The sequence below is a fragment of the Achromobacter sp. 10T422 genome (assembly GCF_056394065.1).
The window spans coordinates 52,738-76,269 of record NZ_JBFTHD010000006.1 but is presented as its reverse complement, the minus strand read 5'-3'; the positions used below and the strand labels follow the sequence as shown (position 1 = coordinate 76,269).

The window sequence follows — 23,532 nt, the reverse complement described above, 5'->3', positions numbered from 1 at the left end:
GTCATGCGCGCGCCAGGGTAACGACCTTCACCGAGAACGCTCCGTCGGGGCGTTTTTCTACTTTTGTTTGGGAAACGACATGTCTGCCATTCCTTTGACCGTGCGCGGGGCCGAGCGCTTGCAAGAAGAGCTCCAACGGCTGAAAACCGTGGAACGTCCTGCCGTGATTAACGCCATTGCTGAGGCGCGTGCGCAGGGTGATCTGTCGGAAAACGCCGAATATGACGCCGCTCGCGAGCGCCAAGGCTTTATCGAAGGCCGGATTGCCGAACTTGAAGGCACGCTTTCCAATGCTCACCTGATCGACCCGACGTCGCTCGACGCCGAAGGTCGCGCCGTGTTTGGCGCCACCGTCGACATCGAAGACCTGGATTCCGGCGACCGCGTGACTTACCAGATCGTTGGCGACGTCGAAGCCGACATCAAGTCCAACTTGATCTCTGTGTCCAGCCCTGTGGCGCGCGCACTGATCGGCAAGAGCGAAGGCGATGTCGTCGAGGTCAAGGCCCCGGCAGGCGTTCGCGAGTATGAAGTTCTGGGCGTGCGTTACATCTGACGCATCCGCCCAAGCGGTAAATTGTCAAAACGCCATAGCCCGAACCCTGCGTTCGTCTGATTTCCGCGGTACATTCGCGGATCGCTATGGTGAACCGGGCGCGTAGAGCGCCCGTTTTTGTGCCTGGCCTTACTTTTTCGTGGTCTTGCGGCTGGTGCCGCTGCGAGCACCGGCTCGCAAGCTCAGTGCACTGCCCGCGCGGCGGGGAATGCCGTGGCCGCTGACGGTAGCGCGCTTGTTGCTGGGACGCATGGGCTTGCCGTTCTTGTTCAGCTGGTCCTGGGGCACGAAGCGCGTTTTGGCGGCTTTGGGCTCTTCGGTCTCGCTGCGGCGGGGGCGCTTGGCAAGCGTCTTGCCTTCGGCGGCAATCTTCTTGGGCGTGTACGGCTCGGAGGCACGGCGCTTGGCAGGAGCTTCGGGCTCCATGGCGGCCAGCGCGGCGGGCTTGACGTTGCCGGCCAGCGGGCGGAAAAGAATCAGGGTCTTGCCCAGGTGATGCACCGCGGCGCAGGACAAAGTGTCGCAAATCGTCGACAACATGGTCTCGCGGGCCTCGCGGTCATCGCCGCCGGCGCGTACCTTGATCAAGCCGTGCGAAGTCAGTGCCAGGTCAATTTCCTTAAGCACGGCTTCGGTCAGGCCATTGTCGCCAATCAGGACGACGGGGCGCAGAGGGTGAGCGGCGGAGCGAAGGTCGCTGCGCTCACGAGAGGTAAGTTCTAATATAGGCATGCGTGGAATTGTACGGTAATGGCCAAGAATAAATTCTCTAAAGACTGGATTCACCAGCACATCAACGATCCCTATGTGAAGCTGGCGCAACAGAAGGGCTATCGGGCCCGGGGCGCTTTCAAGCTGATCGAGCTTTTGGACAACGAAAAGTTGCTCCGTCGGGGAGACCTGGTCGTCGATCTGGGTTCGTCGCCCGGCAGTTGGTCCCAAGTGGTGCGAGAGCGCCTGACGGGGCCGGGCGGCATCGTGGACGGACGTATTATTGCGTTGGACATGCTTCCCATGGAACCCATTGCGGGCGTGGAATTCATCCAGGGCGATTTCCGCGAAGACGAAGTTCTGAAACAATTGGAAGACATGGTCGGATCGCATGCCGTGGACCTTGTTATTTCAGACATGGCCCCCAACTTGTCAGGCGTGGGTATTGCCGACGCCGCGCGCATCCAGCATGTGTGTGACCTGGCGATGGAATTTTCCCGCGCTCACCTCAAGCCCGACGGCGTGCTGATCGTCAAGGCTTTCCACGGCAGCGGTTTTTCGCAGATCGTGCAAAGCTTCAAGCAGCACTTCAAGCGGGTGGTCGAGCGCAAGCCGAAGGCATCAAGGGCAAAGTCCTCTGAAACCTTTCTGGTTGCCCGCGATCTCAAGTAACCCCGGGCCGGGGCATGTGGCTCCGGAATCCCGAAGAACTTACCTGCTTGCCGAGACAACGACCACCATAACGAAGAATCAGACGTAACTACACGGACCCCAGGGGCCCCAGGACGCAATCGGGTCCAACAGGGTAGAATGGGCTATTGACATACTTGTGACTGTGCCATATGCGGGTGCGCGGTCGCCGGTCGGAATCGAAAGCAGGAGATCGACCTTGAATAATTCATTTTCGAAAGTCGCTGTCTGGATGGTGATAGCCCTTGTGCTGTTCACCGTCTTCAAACAGTTCGACGGACGCGCTCAGACCCAGGACGGCGTGACCTACACGCAGTTCATGGACGACGCCAAGGCGGGACGTATCCGCAAGGTCGACGTTCAGGGCGATGTGCTGTACGTCACCCCGGACGCGGGCCGCGCCTACACGCTGACTTCGCCCGGCGACCTCTGGATGGTCTCCGATCTGCTGAAGTACGGCGTCCAGGTGTCGGGCAAGCCGCGCGAAGAGCAATCGCTGCTGATGAGCATCTTCGTGTCGTGGTTCCCCATGCTGCTGCTGATTGGCGTCTGGGTATTCTTCATGCGACAGATGCAGGGCGGTGGCAGAGGCGGGGCGTTCAGCTTCGGCAAATCTCGCGCCCGCATGCTCGACGAAAACACCAACCAGATCACGTTCGCTGACGTTGCCGGCTGCGATGAAGCCAAGGAAGACGTCCAGGAACTGGTCGACTTCCTGCGCGACCCCAGCAAGTTCCAGAAGCTTGGCGGCCGCATTCCCCGTGGCGTGCTGATGGTGGGCTCGCCCGGTACCGGTAAAACGCTGCTGGCCAAGGCCATCGCCGGCGAAGCCAAGGTTCCGTTCTTCAGCATTTCCGGTTCGGACTTCGTTGAAATGTTCGTCGGCGTGGGCGCTGCGCGCGTTCGCGACATGTTCGAGAACGCCAAGAAGCACGCTCCCTGCATCATCTTCATCGACGAAATCGATGCGGTGGGCCGTCAGCGTGGCGCCGGCCTGGGTGGCGGCAACGACGAACGCGAACAAACGCTGAACCAGATGCTGGTTGAGATGGACGGTTTCGAATCCGGCCAGGGCGTTATCGTCATCGCCGCAACCAACCGCCCCGACGTGCTGGACCCGGCGCTGCTGCGTCCCGGCCGTTTCGACCGTCAAGTGGTTGTGCCGCTGCCCGATATCCGTGGCCGCGAGCAGATCCTGAAGGTCCATATGCGCAAGGTTCCGCTGTCGCCGAACGTCGACGCGACCATCCTCGCGCGCGGTTGCCCGGGCTTCTCGGGTGCCGACCTGGCCAACCTGGTCAACGAGGCCGCCTTGTTCGCCGCTCGCCGTAATGGCCGCACGGTGGATATGTCTGACTTCGAAAAGGCCAAGGACAAGATCATCATGGGCGCCGAGCGCCGCTCGATCGTCATGCCTGAAGAGGAACGCAAGAACACCGCGTACCACGAATCCGGCCACGCGATCGTTGCCCGCCTGTTGCCCAAGACCGATCCGGTTCACAAGGTCACCATCATCCCGCGCGGCCGTGCGCTGGGCGTGACGATGCAGTTGCCTGAAACCGACCGCTACAGCATGGACAAGGGCCGCTTGCTGTCCACCATCGCCGTGCTGTTCGGTGGCCGTATCGCCGAAGAACTGTTCATGGACCAGATGACGACGGGCGCCTCGAATGACTTCGAACGCGCCACCGCCATCGCCCGCGACATCGTCACGCGCTACGGCATGACCGACGAACTGGGCCCGATGGTCTACGCCGAGAACGAAGGCGAAGTGTTCCTGGGCCGCAGCGTCACCAAGACGACTCACATGTCGGAAGCCACCATGCAAAAGGTGGACACCGAGATCCGCCGCATCATCGACGAGCAGTACAGCGTCGCGCGCAAGATCCTGGAAGACAACCGTGACAAGGTCGAAGTGATGACCTCGGCGCTGCTGGAATGGGAAACCATTGACGCAGACCAGATCAACGACATCATCGAGGGCCGTCCTCCGCGTCCCCCGAAAACGCCGCAAGGTCCGTCGGATTCGACGGACACGCCGCCCAGCACGGGTTTGGCGGCTGGTGGCAGCACGGCTGCAGCAGTCTGAGGTTCTTTGTCCTGAGTTATGGCAAATAACTTTCTTTGCGGGCGCTTCGAGTTTGATCTCGAGCGCCCGCTTGTCATGGGTATCGTCAATGTCACGCCGGATTCTTTTTCCGACGGTGGCCAGCACGACGATACGGATTCCGCGGTGGCGCATGCGCGCCAACTGATCGCAGAAGGCGCGCAGATTCTGGATCTGGGCGGCGAGTCCACGCGCCCTGGCGCTGATCCGGTGTCGGTGGCCGATGAACTCGACCGGCTGTTGCCCGTGATCGAAGCCCTGCGCGATTGCGGTGTGCCGCTGTCTATCGACACTTTCAAACCCGAAGTGATGCGCGCCACGCTGGATGCGGGCGCGGACATGATCAACGATATTTATGGCTTCCGTCAGCCCGGCGCTATCGAAGCGGTGGCGCAGTCGCGCTGCGGGCTGTGCGTGATGCACATGAAGGGCGAGCCTCGCACCATGCAGGCCGCCCCCCCCGAATACACCGACCTGCTCGGTGAAATCGGACTCTTCCTAGGTTCGCGCGCGCAGAAGTTGCGTGCCGCCTGGGTCGATCCCCGCCRTATCGTGCTGGACCCGGGCTTCGGCTTTGGCAAGACGGCGGACCAGAACTTTCAATTACTGCGCCGGCTGTCCAGCCTGCGCAGCACAGGTTATCCATTGCTGATCGGCCTGTCGCGCAAGAACATGATTGGCCAGGCCACAGGCCGGCCGGTTGGCGACAGGCTGCCCGGCAGCATTGCCGCGGCGCTTGCCTGTGTGTCTCGTGGGGCTTCCATCGTGCGTGTGCACGATGTTGCCGCCACCGTGGATGCGCTTAAGGTATGGCATGCGGCTGAACAAGGAGCAATCAGTTCATGATTCGACGCAAGTATTTTGGTACCGATGGCGTACGTGGCGAAGTGGGCGGTCCGGTGATCAACGCCGAATTCGCCTTGCGCCTGGGCTATGCGGCGGGCCGCGTCCTGGCGCGTGAGCACGCCGCACGCGGTGGCAGCCGCCCGCAAGTCGTCATCGGTAAAGACACCCGCATTTCGGGCTACATGTTGGAATCCGCCTTGGAGGCCGGCTTGTCGGCGGCGGGCATCGATGTGTTGCTGGCCGGCCCCATCCCGACGCCAGCCGTCGCCTACCTGACGCGCGCACTGCGTCTGGTGGCGGGCATCGTCATCAGCGCTTCGCACAATCCTTATCAGGACAACGGCATCAAGTTCTTCTCGGCGCAGGGCATGAAGCTGCCCGATGAGATCGAAGCCGACATCGAGGCCGCCCTGGACGAACCGCTGGGCTGCGTCAGCTCCGAAGGCCTGGGGCGCGCGCGCCGCATGTCGGACTCGCAAGGCCGCTACATCGAATTCTGCAAGAGCACGTTCCCCAACGATCTGGACCTGAACGGCATGACGATCGTGGTGGATGCGGCGCACGGCGCGGCCTACAACATCGCCCCGCACGTGTTCCGCGAGCTGGGCGCCGAAGTGCATGCCATCGGCGTGCACCCGGACGGCTTCAACATCAACAAGGGCGTAGGCGCGTTGCACCCTGAGATGCTGGCCAAGGAAGTGAAGGCGCGCGGCGCGCAACTGGGCATCGCATTGGACGGCGACGCCGACCGCCTGCAAGTGGTGGATGGCGACGGCCGTATCTACAACGGCGACGAACTGCTGTACGCCATCGTCCGCGAGCGCATGCAGCGCGGCAAGGTGGACGGGGTTGTCGGCACGCTGATGACCAACTTCGGTTTCGAACGCGAAATGACCCGTTTGGGCGTCGGCTTTGAGCGCGCCAACGTGGGCGACCGCTACGTGCTGGAGCAAATGCAATCGCGCGGCTGGCAGTATGGCGGCGAAAGCTCCGGCCACCTGCTGTGCCTGGACTGCCACTCCACGGGCGATGGCATCATCGCCGCCCTGCAGGTGCTGACGGCCCTGCGCCGCAACGGCACGACGATGGCAGAGTGGGTCAGCGACCTGCGCATGTACCCGCAGAAGATGATCAATGTGCCGCTGGCCCCGGGCCAGGACTGGAAAACCCACGCCGGTTTGACCGCCGCGCGCCAGGCCGTCGAAGCCGAGCTTAACGGCCGTGGCCGCATTCTGATCCGCGCCTCGGGTACGGAACCGAAGCTGCGCCTGATGGTCGAAGCGGAAGATGAAGCCCTTGCCGTTTCCAGCGCCGAGAAGCTTGCCGCCAGCTTGGCGTAAGCACCCCAGGCCTTTTGAATTGAAAGCCACTCACCGCGTTGCGGTGGGTGGCTTTTCTGCATTGTGACGCAGTATTTAATTGTAAAGTTTTGTCGAGATTTGCCTAAAGTTGATCTATCTCCCCCGAACTAAACTTCATAGTCACGTAACATATCTGTCAAGTCTTTGACATACAGGGCGTCCACACTGACTGGACTCTCTAGGAGCTTCGCGCAATGCTGGAACTAGCACGCATTAACCCCAGTCGTAATCCCGCTGAACCGTGGCCGGGCGTCGCCCCGAAGGTGCTGGCGGTCGGCCTGGCGCGCACGGCGGAAGAAATCGAGCAGATTCAACGTCTGCGCTACGACGTCTTCACTGAAGATATGGGCGTGGTCTTTCCCGACGCCCAAGATGGAATCGAACACGATCGCTTCGATCCCTTCTGCGAACATCTGATGGTTCGCGAAATGGACACCGGCCGCGTGGTCGGCACCTACCGCATCCTGACCCCTGAAAAGGCGCGGGAAGCCGGCGGCTATTACTCGCAGTCTGAATTCGATCTTTCCGGTCTGGGTTCAATCCGCGACGAACTCGTCGAAGTCGGCCGTTCTTGTACGCACAGCGACTACCGCAACGGCGCCGTCATCATGTTGTTGTGGTCCGGCCTGGCGGAATACCTGCGTCGCGGCGGCTACGAATACGTGCTGGGCTGCGCCAGCGTGAGCCTGCGTGACGATGGCGTCACTGCCGCTGAAGTCTGGCGCACGATCTCCAAGCAGCTGCCGCAAGACGGTGAGCCCCAGGTCAAACCGCTGCATCGCTATCCGGTAGAAAAGCTGAACAGCACGCTGCCAGCGCGCGTGCCGCCGCTGATCAAGGGTTATCTGAAGCTGGGCGCCAAGGTGTGTGGCGAACCCGCCTGGGACCCGGATTTCAACGCCGCTGACTTCCCGGTGCTGCTGAAGATGGAGCGTATGGACGAGCGCTACCGCCGTCACTTCGGCCTGGACCAACCGGCCGCTTTGAACGGCCAGCGCTGATCATCATGCGCCGCCTCATCCGCCGTATGAAGATCAGATTGATACGGCGGGCCACGCGGCCCTTGCGCATGGAGCTCAAGCAGCTCCATCGCGAGACAGATTTGTCGCCGTTCTGAGTCGATTCTGCTGGCACCGTAAAACGGGCGATGGCATTGCTGCCATCGCCCGTTTTTTCGTCCGCGCGCGCTCATCCGCGCGCGGGCGTCAGTACTCAAGCAGTTCGAACGAGAAACCTACCTTGTTCCATTCCGCTTCTTCCGCGCGCAGCGTGAAGTCGCTAAGCGGATGTTGCGCCAGCCATTCGCGGTTGACGCGCACGACGATGGAGTTATCGCGCACGGATGCCGTCAACGGCAGCGGTTCGATTTCACCGCGGCGGCGGAACAGCAGCACCGCCAGACGCAGGCTCAGGATGGCCTTCCATTGCGGACGCGTGCGGATCAGGGGTTCCAGCTTGGTCAGCTTGCCCTGGTGGCCCAGCGCCAGCAGGGCCAGCAGTTGCTGGTCGGCCCGCGAGAAGCCCGGCATGTCGGCGTTTTCCAGCACGTAGGCCGTGTGCTTGTGGTACGCGTTGTGGGCAATCGACAGGCCCACTTCGTGCAGGTCGGCCGCCCAGCCCAGCGCGGGGCGGAGTTCGGCGCGTTCGGGGCCTTCGGGGAACATGGCGTCAAACAACGTCAGCGCGGCGTGGCGCACGCGGCGAGCCTGGTTCAGGTCGACGTGATAGCGCTTCATGAACTGGCGTACCGATTCGTCGCGCTTGTCGTGCTCGTCGTCGCGGCCCAGCAGGTCGTACAGCACGCCCAGGCGCAACGCGCCGTCGCCGGTGTGCATGACTTCAATGCCCAACTCATCGAACAATGCGCTCATGATGGCCAGCCCGCCGGGCAGCACGTCGGAGCGTTCGATTTTGATGCCGGGCAGCTCGGACGGAATGACGCGGCCCGAACGCACGATGCGGTCTTTCAGCTTGGCCAGGCCAGCGCGCGTGATGCCGCGGTCCGAGAACCGGCTTTCGGTCAGGATCGCAAACAGCGCCTTGGCGGTGCCGGACGAGCCGTAGGCTTCCTTCCAGCCCATCTTGCGGTACTGCTTGGCGATGACTTCGATTTCGCGGCGCGCGGCCAGTTCGGCCTGCTTCATCTGGTGCGCATCCACAACGCCGTCCGAGAAGAACTGGCGGCTGTAGCTGACGCAACCCATGTACAGCGACGACATCAGCCCGGGCTCGTGGCCCTTGCCGATGATGACTTCGGTGGACCCGCCGCCGATGTCGATCACCAGCCGCTTGTTCGGCGACGGGGGCAGGGTATGAACCACGCCCGAGAAGATCAGGCGGGCCTCTTCGCGGCCGGCGATGACTTCAATGGGAAAGCCCAACGCGGCTTCGGCGCGGGGCAGAAAGTCTTTCGTGTTGCGGGCGACCCGGAACGTGTTGGTGGCGACCGCGCGAACCCGGTTGGGGTGGAAGCTGCGCAGGCGGTCGCCAAAGCGCTCCAGGACGGCGATGGCGCGCTCGATGGCGTCATCRCCAAGGCGTTTCTCGGCGTCCAGGCCGGCGGCAAGCCGAACGGTTTCCTTGAGACGATCAATCTGATAGATCTGGGGCGTACCGTCCTGTTGAACGATGCGTCCGATGGAGAGGCGGAAGCTGTTGGACCCGAGGTCCACCGCGGCCAGAAGTTGATCCATGCGGCTCGTGATATTGGCTTAGAGGTGGCCTGATTATAGAGACCCCATATGACAGTGCCCCCAGCTACGGGTTTTCGCTTATGGAACATGGGCTTGGCGGCATATCGCGGGTGCGCCATATGTCCCGATTTAGGCGTACGCTATGGTTTTGGCGCGGTGTCATAGAACCGTCACTCTTTTGCAGTAAAACTCCACGCTCCCTCCCTACGTATGGAATCCGGTATGCCCACACGCCCGCCTGGCGAGCCCTTGCTCATGAATCGCGAGTTGTCGCTGCTTAAGTTCAACGATCGTGTGCTGGCGATGGCGGAAAATCCGAAGACGCCCCTGCTGGAGCGGCTGCGTTACGTGTGCATTGTGAGCTCGAACCTGGATGAATTTTTTGAAATCCGGATCTCCAGCCTGAAAGAGCAGCAGCGCCAGTCGCCGAACCTGGTCGGCCCCGACGGGATGACGCCGGACCAGGCGTTTGAAAACGTTCAGCAGGCGGTGCATGCCCTGGTCGCCCGCCAGTACAACCTGCTGAATGACGAAATTCTGCCGGCCATGCAGACCGAGGGCATCACCCTGCATCACGCATCGGAATGGAACGCCGAGCAGCAAGAGTGGGCGCGTGATGTCTTCAACCGCGATGTGATGCCGCTGCTGACGCCCATCGGGCTGGACCCGGCGCACCCGTTTCCCCGCGTCTACAACAAGAGCCTGAATTTCATTGTGTCGCTGGCCGGGGCCGACGCCTTTGGCCGGCAGGCGTCGATCGCCGTGGTGCAGGCGCCGCGCGCCTTGCCCCGCCTGATCAAGATGCCGCCGGAACTGTCCGGCCATCCCGAAGGCTTCATCCTGCTGACCTCGCTCTTGCGCGCCTTTGTGGGCGAGCTGTTCCCGGGGCTGGAGATGCTGGGGTGCTACCAGTGGCGCGTCACGCGCAACAGCGATCTGTTCGTGGACGAGGAAGAAGTCACCAATCTGCGTCACGCGCTGCAAGGCGAGTTGTCGCAACGCAACTTCGGTGCGGCGGTGCGCTTGGAGATCGACAAGCTCACGCCCGTCGAACTGGAAACCTTCTTGCAGCGCGAGTTCTCGCTGAAGGCCGAGGACACCTACCGCGTGCCAGGGCCGGTGAACCTGTCGCGCCTGATGCAGCTGTGCAATTCCGATTTGCGGCCCGACCTGTTGTTCCCGGACTATCGCGCGCCCGTGCCGGCGCCGTTTGACCGCATCGGCGACAAGCCGCATGAGTTGTTCGAAGCCGTTGCCCAGCAAGACCGTCTGCTGCACCATCCGTACCAGTCGTTTCAGCCCGTCATCGATTTCCTGACCGCGGCCGCGCTCGACCCCGATGTGATGGCCATCAAGCAGACCATCTACCGCACCGGCGAAGATTCCGAGCTGATGAAAATCTTGCTGGCCGCAGCCCGCGCCGGCAAGGAAGTCACGGTGGTGGTGGAGCTGATGGCGCGCTTTGACGAGCAGACCAACATCAACTGGGCATCCAAGCTGGAAGAGGTGGGGGCGCATGTGGTGTACGGCGTCGTGGCGCACAAGACGCACGCCAAGATGGCGGTGGTGCTGCGCCGTGAAAAAGGCCGTCTGCGCCGCTATGCCCACTTGGGCACGGGCAATTACCACCCGCGTACCGCACGGCTTTACACCGACTTTGGTTTGCTGACCGCTGACCCGAAGTTGTGCGAAGACATGGACAAGGTGTTTGCGCAGCTGACCGGGCTGGGCGCGCGCCGTTCGCTGAAAGCGTTGATGCAGTCGCCCTTCACCATGCATGACGGCATGGTGGCGCTGATCCGTGCCGAAGCGCGCGCGGCCAAGGCGGGCAAGCGCTCGCGCATCATGGCCAAGATGAATTCGTTGCTGGAAGAGCAGGTCATCGAAGAGCTCTACAAAGCCAGCCAGGCGGGCGTGAAGATCGACCTGATCGTGCGCGGCGTGTGTGCGTTGCGCGCGGGCGTGCCGGGCCTGTCCGAGAACATCCGGGTGCGCTCCATCGTGGGCCGCTTCCTGGAACATTCGCGCGTCTTCTATTTCTTCGCCGAGGGCGAGGAAACCGTGTACTTGTCGTCGGCTGACTGGATGGACCGCAACTTCTTCCGCCGCGTGGAAATTGCCTTCCCCATCTACGACAAGACGTTGAAAAAGCGTGTCATCGACGAGGCGTTCACCTACGCCCTGCGTGATAACCAACTGGCATGGCAGCAGCAACCCGATGGCGATTACGCCCGCGTCAAAAGCCGCCGCGAGCCATTCAACGTGCATCTGTACCTGATGGAGAAGCTGGGCGTGTAACGGCGGCGGCGGTCACACGCGGTCTGTCACACAACGACGCGTCCCCGAATTTCGCGGCCGCCCTGGTTTTCCAGGGCGGCCGCGGTGTTTTCAGGGGAAGAGCAGGGCGGAAACGGTGTCGTATGAAGCGTATGTGACTGTCACTATCTTGTCACGTTGGGCTTCTAAGATGCGAGGGTCGCTGAAAGACAGGCACTAGAAAAAGCCTGACTAGACTCCTCCAACGAGCACAGAAGGAACCCTGATGTTCAAACGTGTCTTCAAACAAGTTTCCCTGGGCGTCGCGCTGAGCGCCGCCGTGTTTGCCGTCCAGGCCGCCGATGTGACCGGCGCCGGCGCATCGTTCCCGTACCCGGTCTACGCCAAGTGGGCGTCGGACTACAAGGCAGCCACCAACAACGCGGTCAACTACCAGTCGATCGGTTCGGGCGGCGGCCAGCAACAAATCATCGCCAAGACCGTCGATTTCGGCGCCTCGGACGATCCCATGAAGGCCGCTGACCTGGAAAAGAATGGTCTGCTGCAATTCCCGGCTGTTATCGGTGGCACCGTGGCCGTCGTTAACGTTGACGGCGTCGAGCCGGGCAAGCTGAAGCTGTCGGGCCCCGTGCTGGCCGACATCTTCCTGGGCAAGATCAAGAAGTGGGACGACAACGCCATCAAGGCGCTGAACCCCGACGTCAAGCTGCCGTCTGCCGACATCATCGTCGTGCACCGTTCGGACGGCTCGGGCACCACCTTCGGCTGGACCAACTACCTGTCCAAGGTGTCGGCTGACTGGAAGTCGCAAGTGGGTGAAGGCAAGGCCGTCAAGTGGCCCGTGGGTCAAGGCGGCAAGGGCAACGAAGGCGTCGCCGCCTACGTTGGCCAGCTGAAGAACTCCATCGGCTACGTGGAATACGCCTACGCCAAGCAAAACAAGCTGGCCTGGACGCAGCTGAAGAACAAGGAAGGCAAGTTTGTTCAGCCGGAACAAAAGGCCTTCGCTGCTKCCGCCGCCAACGCCGACTGGAAGAGCGCGCCGGGTATGGGCGTGGTCCTGACCGACGAGCCGGGCGCCGATTCGTGGCCCGTCACCGCCGCCACCTTCATCCTGATCCACAAGTCGCAAGACAAGCCGGCTCAGGGCAAGGCTGTGCTGGAGTTCTTTGACTGGGCGTTCAAGAACGGCGCCAAGTCGGCTGAAGCGATGGACTACGTGCCGTTGCCGGAAGCCGTCACCAAAGAAATTCGCGCTGCTTGGGGCGAAGTGAAGGCTGCCGACGGCAAGGCCGTCTGGAAGTAAAGGGGTGTGGCGCGCTGGGGCCTGGCAGGTATGCAGAAACCCCGTGCGCCCAACCCATCAAGCCGCCGCCCCTTGAATTCCGCGAACGGAAGGACAGGGGCGGTGCGCTGCAAGACCCTCGATGTTTTCCCCCAGGTTCTCTAAGGAAAGTCCATCCATGAGCGCGGTAATGGATAATAGTGTGCCGCTTTCGCCCAGCGTGGCGGACTCCGTGACTACCGGCACGCCTTCGCCTATGAAGCAAAATAAAAACGCGCTGATGGATGCGCTATTCAAGAATCTGACCCGCCTGTTCGCCTTCCTGGTGTTCATTTTGCTGGCGGCGATTCTGGTATCCCTGATCTACGGCAGCCGCGAGTCGCTGGCCAAATACGGCTTGTCGTTCCTGTGGCTGAACGACTGGGACCCGGTCAATCAGAACTACGGCGCGGTGGTGCCCATCATCGGCACCCTGCTGACGTCGGCCATCGCCCTCATCATCGCCGTACCCGTCTCGTTCGGCATCGCCATCTTCCTGACCGAGCTGTCGCCGACCTGGCTGCGCCGCCCGTTGGGCACGGCCGTTGAAATGCTGGCCGCCATTCCGTCCATCATCTACGGCATGTGGGGCTTGTTCGTCTTCGTGCCGGTGTTCCAGCAGTATGTGCAACCGTTCCTGATCGCCACCTTGGGCAGCGTGCCTGTCATTGGCGGCATCTTCGCGGGTCCGCCGTTCGGCATCGGCATCTTCACGGCCGGCCTGATCCTGTCGATCATGATCATCCCGTTCATCGCCGCAGTGATGCGCGACGTGTTCGAACTGGTGCCGGCCATGCTGAAGGAATCGGCCTACGGCCTGGGCAGCACGACCTGGGAAGTGATGTGGCGCGTGGTGCTGCCCTTCACGAAGTCGGGCGTCATCGGCGGCATCATGCTGGGCCTGGGGCGCGCCCTGGGCGAGACGATGGCAGTCACCTTCGTGATCGGCAACGCCTTCAAGTGGTCCGGTTCGCTGTTCTCGCCGGGCAACTCGATCGCCTCGGCGCTGGCCAACGAATTCAATGAAGCGGGCGGCATTCAGAAGTCGGCGTTGCTGGAGCTGGGGTTGATCCTGTTCCTGATCACGACGATCGTGCTGGCGCTGGCCAAAGTGCTGCTGGTTCGCCTGTCTGCTGGCGAAGGCAAGAAGACCTGACGCGCCGCGAGCACAAGGAAAAGATCATGGCTGTCTCCGTACTCAATATGCAGAATGGCGTTTACCGACGCCGCCGCATCCTCAACCGCATCATGCTGACGGTGTCGCTGGGCACGCTGGCGTTCGGCTTGTTCTGGCTGTTCTGGATCATCCTGACCCTGCTGACCAAGGGCGCGCCCGCGCTGTCCTACACGCTGTTCACCGAGATCACGCCGCCCCCGGGTCAAACCGGCGGCCTGATCAACGCAATTTTCGGCAGCGTGGTGATGGCGGGCGTGGGCACGCTGATCGGCACGCCGGTCGGTATTCTGGCTGGCACCTACCTGGCTGAATATGGCCAGCGCGGCTGGCTGGCGCCGGCCACGCGCTTCCTGAACGATGTGCTGCTGTCCGCACCGTCCATCATCATCGGCCTGTTCATCTACGCCGTGTACGTGGCGCAGGTGGGCCATTACTCGGGCTGGGCGGGCGCGCTGGCGCTGTCCATCCTGGTGATACCGGTGGTGGTGCGCACGACCGACAACATGCTGCTGCTGGTGCCCAACAGCTTGCGCGAAGCGGCTGCGGCGCTGGGTTGCCCCAAGTGGCGCATGATCACGCTGGTGTGCTATCGCGCCGCCAAGACCGGCATCATCACCGGCGTGCTGCTGGCCATTGCCCGGATCTCGGGCGAGACCGCGCCGCTGCTGTTCACCGCGCTGTCCAACCAGTTCATGTCGTTCAACATGAACGCGCCGATGGCCAACCTGCCGGTCGTCATCTACCAATACGCCGCCAGCCCCTTCAAGGACTGGAACGACCTGGCCTGGGCCGGGGCCACGCTGATTACGTTGCTGGTGCTGGGCATCAACATCATTGCCCGCAACATGTTCCGCAAGTAAAGATCGCTTTGCCGGCGCGCGTGGCGCGCCGGAGCCAAGGGAAAAGAAATGGAAAACACCGCTACCGCCGTCAAGAACAAGATCGAGGTCAAGAACCTGAACTTCTACTACGGCAAGTTCCATGCGATCCGCAATGTGAACATGTCGATCCAGGAGAAGAAGGTCACCGCCTTCATCGGCCCGTCGGGCTGCGGCAAGTCGACCTTGTTGCGCACGTTCAACCGCATGTTTGAGCTGTATCCGGGTCAGCGCGCCGAAGGCGAAATCATCCTGGACGGCGAAAACCTGCTGACGGCCAAGACCGATATTTCGCTGATCCGCGCGAAAGTCGGCATGGTGTTCCAGAAGCCGACGCCGTTCCCGATGAGCATCTACGACAACATCGCGTTTGGCGTGCGTCTGTTCGAACGCCTGTCCAAAGGCGAGATGGACGAGCGCGTGGAATGGGCCCTGAGCAAGGCCGCGCTGTGGAACGAAGTGAAGGACAAGCTGCACCAAAGCGGCAACAGCCTGTCGGGCGGCCAGCAACAGCGTCTGTGCATTGCACGCGGCGTGGCCATCAAGCCGGAAGTGTTGCTGCTGGACGAGCCCTGCTCGGCGCTGGACCCCATTTCCACTGCCAAGATCGAAGAGCTGATCGCCGAACTGAAGAACGACTACACGGTCGTGATCGTGACGCACAACATGCAGCAGGCCGCGCGCTGCTCGGACTACACCGCCTATATGTACCTGGGCGAACTCATGGAATTCGGCCAGACCGACCAGATCTTCGTGAAGCCGTCGCGCAAGGAAACGGAAGACTACATCACGGGCCGTTTCGGCTGATTGCCAGCATCCATGCAAAAAGCGCGCCACATCGGCGCGTTTTTTTTGGTGGTCAGGAGCGCTGCACGGTGGGCGTGGCGCCCGGTGCGGCTCCCGCAGCGGGTGGGATTCTGGTATAGTCTGCACCCTTCGGGGCGTAGCGCAGCCTGGTAGCGCATCTGCTTTGGGAGCAGAGGGTCGTGAGTTCGAATCCCACCGCCCCGACCAAAAAAATCAAGGGCTTACGCTTTTAAAGCGTAAGCCCTTGTTCATTTCTGCGGCGCCATGGGTACCCCTATAGGTACTATCGACGCGCCGTCGTTTCTCAGAATGTCGGCAAATCCAGCGCGGCCCGGAACCGGTTCTTGACGTGGACGCCATCGCGCGGTGGCAGCGCACGCGCCGGTTCGTCGGGCAGGATGAACACCTGCGCGAATGCCACGCCGCGCCGGGCCTTCACCCGTTCTGCGACCTCGCTCGCCTGATCCGTTTCTCGGATGCTGAAGGCATCCTTGATGCCGAATCCCCGCGCCACCGCCACCAGGTCAGTGCCCAGGCTGGTGTGGCTGCGCTGCATGCCGGTTTCGCCAAAGTGGCCGTTGTCCAGCACCACGATCGTCAAGTTCTTTGGTTGTTTGGCGCCGATGGTGCCCAGGGTGCCGACACCCATCAATTGTTCACCATCCCCGGTGATTACGACGACCGAGCGCGCAGGCTGCGCCAGCGCCAGTCCAAGTCCCATCGCCGCTGCGCCGCCCATGGCGCCCCAGAGATAGAAGTTGTGGTCCCGGTCGCCAGCGGCAAAGACGTCGTACGAAGGCGACCCCAGGCCGGAAATGATCAACGCGTCAGGGGCAGCGGCAATCAGTTTCGAGACAAAGGCGCGGCGCTCGACCGCGCCGGATGAATTGACATTGGCCGACATTAGTTGCGCTCCCATTTCTTGCGTCCGATCAACGTCTGCGAAAGCAGTACGGCCACCTGTTCGCCCGCCAGGAAGGCGGAATCGAGCGCGGCGCTGACGATCTCGCCGACCTCTTCAGGATTCGAAGCCCTAAGCACTGTGATCCCCATCAGTTCCAGCGCCTGCTGGGTCGTCTTGCCCATCGGACCCTGCCACGGATTGAACTCGGCATACTCACCGCGCATGGTCACCAGCGCCAGGAAGGGAAAGTTGCAGCTGCGCAGCAACGAAAACATGTTCACGCAATTGCCCACGCCGCTGCTTTGCATCAGCAGCGCGGCGCGCTGGCCGCCAAGCCACGCGCCGCTGACCAGCGCCACGCCCTCTTCTTCCGTCGTCAGAACAACGTCGTTGATGTCAGGGTCCAGCTGAGCCTGCCGAATGGCGTAGGCATGGCCGGCGTCCGGCACATAAGCGATCTGGCGGATGCCGCCGGATTTCAAGGCGTCAAACACGGCTTGCTGCCAAGCCGGCGCCTCGGTAGTGGTCGAAGTCATGGTTTCTATTCCCAGTGGCTGAGTACTTCGATCCATCTTATATCGCTATAGAATTGCCAACTAAATAGAATTATTTGATGGATCTCATCACCCATCTGCATACCCCGGAGGCATTGATGGACCTGAAGCAATTGAAGGCGTTCGTGACGGTGGCGGAGACCGGCAGCGTGACCAGCGCCGCGCGTCTGCTGAACATCGTGCAGCCGGCGGTCTCGCGCCAGTTGAAGCTGCTGGAAGATGACATCGGCGCGCCGCTCTTTACTCGCGGCCGCCTTGGGATGGAGCTGACGGATGCCGGCAAGACGCTCGAGGACTACGCCCGCCGCGCCTTGAACGAGCTGGATCGGGCGCGGGCCGAGATTCGGCCGTCCAGCGGGACCGTGGGAGGCATCGTTACCGTCGGCCTGTTGCCCAGCACTGCGGACATGCTGTCCAGCGCGTTGCTAAGCGCGGTGACGGCCCACTACCCGGGCATTCGCCTGCGGCTGACGGCCGGCTATGCCGGGCACCTGCAATCCTGGCTGGAAACCGGCGACGTGGACTTTGCGCTGCTCTACGACTCCAAGCCAAACCCTGCCTTGAAGTTCCGGCCATTGCTGGAAGAAAGCCTGTGGTTCGTGGGCCCGCCGGCAAGCGGGCTGGACAAGCACAACCCCGTGCGCATGGCCGACATCATCGGGCGTCCGCTGGTGCTGCCGAGCGCGCCGCATGGCCTGCGCTCGCTTGTGGAGCAGGCCGCGCGCGCGCAGTAAACGGATCTGCATATCGTGGCGGAGACCAACGCGATGAGCGTGCAGAAACGTCTGGTGCTGGACGGCCATGGCTACACCATCCTGCCCTCGATTGCGGTGGCGGACGATGTGGACCGGGGAATCCTGGCGGCGGCTCCGGTCGTCGACCCGCTTCTGGTACGTCGCATCGTGCTGGCGCAGCCCGCCACGCGGGCAGTGGCGAATTCTGTGCACTGTGTGATGAACGAACTGATCCAGTGCGCGCGCGACGCGGTCCGGCAGGATCGCTGGCCTTCCGCGCAATGGCTCGCCAAATAGCCCGTCGCGGCGCCATCTCCCGCTGTGATCATATCCATCACGAAATTCTATTTATTCGGCATTTTCATAACGGATTAATCTGGGTCAACCCGATTCATCGCGGTTCATCCACACACCTCCCCGACACGCCAACGAGCAAGAGGGAGGGGCTACCAAGGAGACAAACATGCGCTTTCCCATCAGGCTTTGGGCGTTCGGCGCCCTGGCACCCGCGCTCTGGGTCCACAAGCCGGACCGGTATCGCCCGCTCATTTGGGGCGGCGAAGGACTCCACGGCGCACAGCAGCCGGTGGGGGAGACAGCATGAACGCACTGACCTTGAAGCGGTTTTTCGCGGCCGGAGCGCTGGCGTTGGTTGCCAACACAGCCTGCGCCGCCTGGCCGGATGATCGCCCGATCGAGCTGGTGGTAGGGTTTGCGCCTGGCGGGGGCACGGACGTCATGGCCCGGTTGGTGGCGCAGCACTTGGAGAAGCGCCTGGGCACGAATGCGCGGATCATCGTCATCAACAAGCCCGGCGCAGGCGGGGAGATCGCGGTGCGCTACGTCGCGGCGGCAAAGCCGGACGGCTACACGCTGGGCATGATCAACGCTCCGGGTTTCGTGTACCTGCCCCTGCGCAAGGGCGCGAAGTACAAGCCCGAAGATATCCGCCTTATCGCCCGCCTGGTCGACGATCCGCTGCTGTTCATCAAACGCCGTGGCTCCACCGCGCCGGACGATCTGCCGGGCTTGGTGCAAAAGCTGAAGCAATCGTCTGAATCGCTGTCCTTCGGGCACAGCGGCGACGGCACGACGGGGCACCTGGCGCTAATGGACCTGGAGCGCAGTCAGGGCGTGCGAGGCAACAGCGTTCCGTTCAAGGGCGGCGGTGACATCCGCTTGGGCGTGCTGGGCAATCATATCGACTACGGCCTGATCACGGTCAGCGAGGTGCCGGAGCTGAACGATGCGAACGGTCCCTTCGCGGCCATCGCCATCACCAGCGACAAGCGCCACAACGGAACCATTCCCACCGCCGCAGAGGCCGGCATTGCGTTGCGATACTCATCAGAACGCGGCATGGGCGGGCCGGCGAATCTGCCCGCCCCGATCCGGGACAAGCTGGAGCGGGCACTTCAAGACACGTTGAATGACCCCGCCTTCCTGGCCGCGTCCGGTCGCGACGCGGCGGTGCTTGCATTTCAGCCGGGCGAGCAATGGAAGGAAAGCCTGGACCGTCAGACGCTGATGTTCAAGGCCGACGAGGCTCCCTTAGCAAAGTAGCGGGGCAACTGATCTTGCCGGCTTTTCTTCGGAATTGTCGGTGGGATCTGTTGGGGATTGCAGGCCGCCTTTCCCGACTTTCCAGGTTCGTCGCTGTGCATCGCAGCACCTATGTGCGTTCCTGACACCCTCCACATGCACCCCCTGCCGTCAGTCATTGCTCCCTGTCATCCCCCCGCCGGCAACAACTGCATCCCCGTTCTTCTCACGAACTCGTCATAGCTGATCGGCGCGCTTTCTTTCGTGCTGGCGCTGTTGGCCTGCCAGTGCACCCAGGAGCGCCCGGTTGTGGCGTCGTAGACCACTTTGAAAATGTGGCTGGGCACGGCGACGCCGAAGCCGATCGACCTGGGTTTGTCGTCGTAATAAGGCCCCGTGTACACGTACACATCGCCCGCAGCGCGCATCACGTATTTGCGGGTGTCTTGTTCGATGCGGCTCCAGGGGCCTGCGTTATGCGTCTGGTCCTGCGGCACCATGTTGGCCAGCGAGAAGCTTTGCGCCATGGTCTCTTTGGAATACATGTCGCCGGCAGGCGCCATGTGGCCGCGCGAATACCCCGAGCCTTTGTAGTCGTCCAGGGCGGCGCGTTCGCCGCTGGGCAGGCGGGCTTCAGGGTAGAACTTGTCGGTGCGCTGCAAGCCTTGGGCCTGCGTCAGCAGCTTTCTGTTCAGCCGTTCCGCCACGAAGACGGGCGTCTTTGTCTGGCCGTTGTGCAAGATGGCAAAGCCCGAGAAACATAGCTCGCGCAGCGCCTGCTTTGTCGGCACGACGGGCATGTTGCCCTTGGGGAAGAACTGCGGGCATTCCGCGAACCGGGTGTGGGTTTGCGATCCGTTGGGAACGGCGGCGGGCGCGTACGTTTCTTGGGCCGGCCATCCCAACCGCGCCAGGATGGCGTCGGGCGAAAGTTGCACGGGCCATTTGGGCTGGAGGACGTAAGTGGCGGCGCCAAAGCTGGCGAGCGAAGACAGCAGTAGCGCTCTAAGAAAGCGAAAGCCGCGGCTTGCGGATTTTGTGTTGGCCCGGCTGGCGGGGCGTCTCTTGGTGGGTGCTGATTTCTTCGCGCGCGTCATGCTGCCTGTGTGTTGCGGGCCGGCGCCTGGTGGTCGAGCGGGTGGCCGATGCCATCGGATTGTAGATGACTGCGGGCACCCGCAAGAGGCGGGCTGCGACCCGCGTTACAGCACCAGCTTTAATCCGATGGCGAACATTGCAACGCCCACACACGCGTCAAGCACGCGCCACGCTTTGGGGCTGGCGAACCATGGGCGCAGTAGTCGCGCGCCAAATCCCAACGTGAAGAAAAACACGAACGACGCCGACATCGCGCCCAGCGCAAAGGCCACTTTTTGCCCTTCGTACTGGCTGGAGATCGACCCCAGCAACACCACGGTGTCCAGATACACGTGCGGGTTGAGCCAGGTGAATGCGAGGCAGGCCGCTAGCGTCGCGGCGAGCCCGGCGGTTTGTTTGGCTGACGGTGACAGGCTGTCGTGCTGGGTGCGCAGGGCGGAACGCAGGCTGCGTGCGGCGTAGACGAACAGGAACAGCGCGCCGCCATATCGCATGGCGGGTTCCAGCCAGGGGAGGGTGTCGGCGGCGAATCCGAATCCGGCTACGCCTGCGGCGATCAGGATGGCGTCGGACAGCGCACACGTCAGGCAGACGGCGAACACGTATTCCTGGCGCAGGCCCTGGCGCAAGACAAATGCATTTTGCGCGCCGATCGCCAGGATCAGGCCAAGGCTGAGCAGAAAGCCGGGAATGAAGGCGGTTGTCATGGCGAACCCTGAATTGAAAGGGCGACAGACTAGCCGTTGTTGCGGCGTTAGAAAAACTAAATAGCCTAAAGCTTGTTTAGTTTTACTAAATAGATGGAATTCGTCGGACGTGCAGCGTTCAATGCCGCTGCTTGCCGGGCGGCGTTGCGGTCAGGTTTTGCAGTTGCTGTTGTAGCGATTGCAGCAGCATCTGAATCTGCTCGGACGTCAGCGCGTAGACGCGGCCGCGCTTGGCTTCGTCGGGCGTTTGCGTGGCCTCGGTAATGAAATCCAGCCGAACCAGCAAGGAATCGTATTCCGCGATGGGCATCATGGCCCACCCCGTGACCGGCAACACCGGTTCGCCTTCCTTGAAATCTCTGTCCAACATGTTGACGCCTCTGGTGTTCACCCGGACAAGGTTCCGGGCGGTGGCGATTCTAGTTGTTCAGCAAAATGTAAGCAATCGGCGGAGTGTCTGGCTGAGTTTCAGCGCCGGATTTCAGCCCGGCATTTCCGCCCAGTTTTTCAGCCCAGCATTTCCGCTCCGGATTTCAGCCCAGTATTTCAGTCAGACATTTCAGTCCCTCTGACGCCCGGCCTCCACCAGATGGTCCAGCAACAAACTGGCTGCGGCGGACAAGGCGTTTTCGTCGCGCATGCAGATGGCGAAGCGGCGGTGGCTCCAGGCGTCGTTCAGCGGCAGCACCCGCAGGCCATGGGCCATGGCGTAGGGCGTGGCCACTTCAATGGGCGCCACGCTGATCGCCAGGCCGGCCAACACCACACGAAAGGCCGAGTCGAAGTTGCTGACGGTCACCCGGTGCCGAAGCACCTTGCCGCTTTGGCTGGCGGCCGTTTGCAGCATGCGCAATACGGCGCCGGCCGCAGGCATGTTGACGTGTTCGTACGCCAGCGCCTCTTCAAACCAGACGGTGTCGCGTTGGGCCAGCGGGTGGCCGGGCGCGGTGACCACGGCCAGCCGGTCGCCCCGGTAAGGGCGGGTGGCCAAGCCGTGGAAATCGGCGGCGTCCCAGCAGATGCCCAGACTGGCGATGCCGCCTTTGACGTCGCGCACGACGTCCTGGCTGACGCGCTCTTCCATGTCGACGCGAATGTTGCGATGGGGGGCGGCCTGAAGAAAGGTGGCAATGTCTTCGGCCAGCGACTCGGCCAGCACCGATGCGGTGGCCAGAATGCGAACCTGGCCTTTGACGCCGCTGGCATAGGCCGACATATCGCGTTCGATGCGCTCCGAGCTCGCCAGAATGGCGCGCGCGTGTTCCAGCAGCGTCTCGCCGGCTTCGGTGGGTTCAACGCCCCGCCGCTTGCGCATCAACAGCTTGGCGCCGACGGTGTCTTCCAATTGCGCCAGCCGTTTGCTGATGGCCGAGCCCACGATGTTGGCGTGCTGGCCGGCGCGCGCGATGTTGCCCGTCTCGCAGACCGAGATGAAGAGCCTCAAGGTGGTGATGTCCAGGTCACGCATCGCGCGCAGCCTTGTGAAGTTCCGATACGGAATATTAGACGTTCCTAAATAGCGCTGGTGAGCGAAACCAGAATATCTAAACTGGCAGTTCCTTGATCTGATTCCGGCTGCAATGACAACCCTTTCCACGTCCTCCTGTCTTCCGACTTCCGCAACCGTGCGCGAAGTGGGCCTGCGTGATGGGCTGCAAAGTCTGCCGATTGTGCTGCCCACGCAGACCAAATTCGAATGGATCGACGCCGCCTATGTCGCCGGTCAGCGCGAAATCGAGGTGGGCTCGTTTGTGCCGGCCAAGTTGCTGCCGCAACTGGCGGATACCGATGCGCTGGTGTCCTACGCCAAGCAGCGGCCGGACCTGTTGGTGTCGGTACTGGTGCCCAACTTGAAAGGCGCGGAACGCGCGATCGCCAGCGGCGCGGACTTGATGCTGGTGCCGCTGTCGGCCAGCCATGCGCACAGCCTGGCCAACTTGCGCAAGACGCCCGAAGACGTGGTGGCCATGGTCGGTGAAATCCGCGCGGCGCGCGATGCGGCCGGGTCGGCGATGCTGATTGAGGGCGGCGTCGGCACGGCGTTTGGTTGCACGTTGCAGGGCGAAGTCCGGGCGGACGAGGTCTTGCGGCTGATGCAGGCGCTGCTGGATGCCGGCGCTGATCGCGTCAGCCTGGCCGATACCGTCGGCTATGCGGACCCGGCGTCAGTGCGGCGTCTGTTTGAACAGGCGCGCCGTATCGCGGGCGACCGCCTGTGTTGCGCGCATTTTCATGACACGCGCGGGCTGGGGCTGGCCAATGTGCTGGCCGCGCTTGAGACCGGGGTGTCGCGTTTTGATGCCTGTCTGGCGGGCATCGGCGGGTGCCCGCATGCGCCGGGCGCCAGCGGCAACGTCAGTACCGAAGACCTGGTGTTCATGCTGGAAAGCATGGGCATCGCAACGGGCGTGGACATCAGCCGCTTGCTCGCGCTGCGCGAGGCTGCGGGCCGCTGGTTACCGGATCAGCCCCTGCATGGCGCGCTGTGGCGCGCTGGCCTGCCCAAGACCTTTCCTTCCTACGCGGGCGCAGTTTGAACGCGCGCCCCGCCACACTGAGTTTGCCC

At 62.5% G+C, this 23,532-nt stretch carries 21 protein-coding genes, 1 tRNA gene and 1 pseudogene; 15 read left to right on the top strand and 8 right to left on the bottom strand.

Annotation, left to right across the window (positions count from 1 at the left end):
- The first annotated feature begins 79 nt into the window (after positions 1-79).
- Positions 80-556 carry a transcription elongation factor GreA gene (gene greA / locus AC1DB0_RS16800; protein ID WP_054427942.1) on the top strand — a complete coding sequence of 159 codons (477 nt, stop codon included), beginning with the start codon at positions 80-82 and terminating at the stop codon, positions 554-556.
- Between the two features lie 129 nt (positions 557-685).
- Here greA and AC1DB0_RS16795 read toward each other — a convergent pair whose 3' ends face one another.
- Positions 686-1,288 carry a YhbY family RNA-binding protein gene (locus AC1DB0_RS16795; RefSeq protein ID WP_054427941.1) on the bottom strand — a complete coding sequence of 201 codons (603 nt, stop codon included), beginning with the start codon at positions 1,286-1,288 and terminating at the stop codon, positions 686-688.
- Between the two features lie 18 nt (positions 1,289-1,306).
- Between AC1DB0_RS16795 and AC1DB0_RS16790 the strand changes: the two genes are divergently transcribed.
- The 5 genes from AC1DB0_RS16790 to AC1DB0_RS16770 all read left to right on the top strand — a co-directional run bounded on the left by AC1DB0_RS16790 (position 1,307) and on the right by AC1DB0_RS16770 (position 7,272).
- Positions 1,307-1,939 carry an RlmE family RNA methyltransferase gene (locus AC1DB0_RS16790; protein WP_006222881.1) on the top strand — a complete coding sequence of 211 codons (633 nt, stop codon included), beginning with the start codon at positions 1,307-1,309 and terminating at the stop codon, positions 1,937-1,939.
- A 217-nt stretch (positions 1,940-2,156) separates the two neighbouring features.
- Complete coding sequence (gene ftsH / locus AC1DB0_RS16785; RefSeq protein WP_054427940.1) at positions 2,157-4,046, top strand: ATP-dependent zinc metalloprotease FtsH; 1,890 nt, start codon at positions 2,157-2,159, stop codon at positions 4,044-4,046.
- Positions 4,047-4,064: 18 nt separating this feature from the next.
- Positions 4,065-4,910 (top strand): dihydropteroate synthase, encoded by an 846-nt coding sequence (gene folP / locus AC1DB0_RS16780; protein WP_476758709.1) that lies wholly within the window; start codon positions 4,065-4,067, stop codon positions 4,908-4,910.
- Entirely contained in the window at positions 4,907-6,250 is a 1,344-nt protein-coding gene (gene glmM, locus AC1DB0_RS16775) for a phosphoglucosamine mutase (RefSeq protein ID WP_054427938.1), read from the top strand. Before folP ends, glmM begins: the two co-directional genes overlap by 4 nt.
- Before the next feature lie 215 nt (positions 6,251-6,465).
- Positions 6,466-7,272: a GNAT family N-acetyltransferase gene (locus AC1DB0_RS16770; protein ID WP_427948697.1), complete on the top strand. Its 807-nt coding sequence runs from the start codon at positions 6,466-6,468 to the stop codon at positions 7,270-7,272.
- A gap of 204 nt (positions 7,273-7,476) precedes the next feature.
- Here the strand turns inward: AC1DB0_RS16770 and ppx are convergent, their stop codons facing one another.
- Complete coding sequence (ppx, locus tag AC1DB0_RS16765) at positions 7,477-8,964, bottom strand: exopolyphosphatase (RefSeq protein WP_054427936.1); 1,488 nt, start codon at positions 8,962-8,964, stop codon at positions 7,477-7,479.
- 222 nt (positions 8,965-9,186) lie between these two features.
- Between ppx and ppk1 the strand changes: the two genes are divergently transcribed.
- The 6 genes from ppk1 to AC1DB0_RS16735 all read left to right on the top strand — a co-directional run bounded on the left by ppk1 (position 9,187) and on the right by AC1DB0_RS16735 (position 15,634).
- A complete protein-coding gene (gene ppk1 / locus AC1DB0_RS16760; RefSeq protein ID WP_054427935.1) occupies positions 9,187-11,262 on the top strand; it encodes a polyphosphate kinase 1 in 2,076 nt (691 codons plus the stop codon).
- A gap of 244 nt (positions 11,263-11,506) precedes the next feature.
- Entirely contained in the window at positions 11,507-12,547 is a 1,041-nt protein-coding gene (gene pstS, locus AC1DB0_RS16755; RefSeq protein ID WP_476758708.1) for a phosphate ABC transporter substrate-binding protein PstS, read from the top strand.
- A gap of 157 nt (positions 12,548-12,704) precedes the next feature.
- The gene (gene pstC / locus AC1DB0_RS16750; RefSeq protein WP_035212374.1) at positions 12,705-13,721 is read left to right on the top strand and encodes a phosphate ABC transporter permease subunit PstC; all 1,017 of its coding nucleotides are present in this window, start codon (positions 12,705-12,707) and stop codon (positions 13,719-13,721) included.
- A 26-nt stretch (positions 13,722-13,747) separates the two neighbouring features.
- Positions 13,748-14,602, top strand: a complete 855-nt coding sequence (gene pstA, locus AC1DB0_RS16745) for a phosphate ABC transporter permease PstA (protein ID WP_082387318.1) — start codon at positions 13,748-13,750, stop codon at positions 14,600-14,602.
- Between the two features lie 48 nt (positions 14,603-14,650).
- Positions 14,651-15,427, top strand: a complete 777-nt coding sequence (pstB, locus tag AC1DB0_RS16740) for a phosphate ABC transporter ATP-binding protein PstB (RefSeq protein WP_006221056.1) — start codon at positions 14,651-14,653, stop codon at positions 15,425-15,427.
- A 130-nt stretch (positions 15,428-15,557) separates the two neighbouring features.
- A tRNA-Pro gene (locus AC1DB0_RS16735) sits at positions 15,558-15,634 on the top strand.
- A 97-nt stretch (positions 15,635-15,731) separates the two neighbouring features.
- Here AC1DB0_RS16735 and AC1DB0_RS16730 read toward each other — a convergent pair.
- Together AC1DB0_RS16730 and AC1DB0_RS16725 are read right to left on the bottom strand one after the other, a co-directional pair.
- Positions 15,732-16,331: a thiamine pyrophosphate-dependent enzyme gene (locus AC1DB0_RS16730; RefSeq protein ID WP_476758030.1), complete on the bottom strand. Its 600-nt coding sequence runs from the start codon at positions 16,329-16,331 to the stop codon at positions 15,732-15,734.
- Complete coding sequence (locus tag AC1DB0_RS16725; RefSeq protein ID WP_054427931.1) at positions 16,331-16,867, bottom strand: thiamine pyrophosphate-binding protein; 537 nt, start codon at positions 16,865-16,867, stop codon at positions 16,331-16,333. The genes AC1DB0_RS16730 and AC1DB0_RS16725 overlap by 1 nt, the downstream gene beginning before the upstream one ends.
- Before the next feature lie 77 nt (positions 16,868-16,944).
- Between AC1DB0_RS16725 and AC1DB0_RS16720 the strand changes: the two are divergent.
- Both AC1DB0_RS16720 and AC1DB0_RS16715 read left to right on the top strand, forming a co-directional pair.
- Positions 16,945-17,916, top strand: a pseudogene (locus tag AC1DB0_RS16720) (LysR family transcriptional regulator).
- Between the two features lie 303 nt (positions 17,917-18,219).
- Positions 18,220-19,182: a tripartite tricarboxylate transporter substrate binding protein gene (locus tag AC1DB0_RS16715; RefSeq protein WP_476758031.1), complete on the top strand. Its 963-nt coding sequence runs from the start codon at positions 18,220-18,222 to the stop codon at positions 19,180-19,182.
- A gap of 167 nt (positions 19,183-19,349) precedes the next feature.
- Here the strand turns inward: AC1DB0_RS16715 and AC1DB0_RS16710 are convergent, their stop codons facing one another.
- From AC1DB0_RS16710 to AC1DB0_RS16695, 4 genes are all read right to left on the bottom strand, one after another.
- Positions 19,350-20,258 carry a DNA/RNA non-specific endonuclease gene (locus tag AC1DB0_RS16710; RefSeq protein ID WP_427947506.1) on the bottom strand — a complete coding sequence of 303 codons (909 nt, stop codon included), beginning with the start codon at positions 20,256-20,258 and terminating at the stop codon, positions 19,350-19,352.
- A gap of 105 nt (positions 20,259-20,363) precedes the next feature.
- A complete protein-coding gene (locus AC1DB0_RS16705) occupies positions 20,364-20,966 on the bottom strand; it encodes a LysE/ArgO family amino acid transporter (protein ID WP_054427929.1) in 603 nt (200 codons plus the stop codon).
- Between the two features lie 118 nt (positions 20,967-21,084).
- Positions 21,085-21,336 (bottom strand): hypothetical protein, encoded by a 252-nt coding sequence (locus tag AC1DB0_RS16700; protein ID WP_054427928.1) that lies wholly within the window; start codon positions 21,334-21,336, stop codon positions 21,085-21,087.
- A gap of 189 nt (positions 21,337-21,525) precedes the next feature.
- Entirely contained in the window at positions 21,526-22,434 is a 909-nt protein-coding gene (locus tag AC1DB0_RS16695; protein ID WP_476758032.1) for a LysR family transcriptional regulator, read from the bottom strand.
- 112 nt (positions 22,435-22,546) lie between these two features.
- On the opposite strand from AC1DB0_RS16695, the gene AC1DB0_RS16690 reads away from it, so the two are divergent.
- Positions 22,547-23,503 (top strand): hydroxymethylglutaryl-CoA lyase, encoded by a 957-nt coding sequence (locus tag AC1DB0_RS16690; protein WP_476758033.1) that lies wholly within the window; start codon positions 22,547-22,549, stop codon positions 23,501-23,503.
- Positions 23,504-23,532 lie beyond the last annotated feature (29 nt).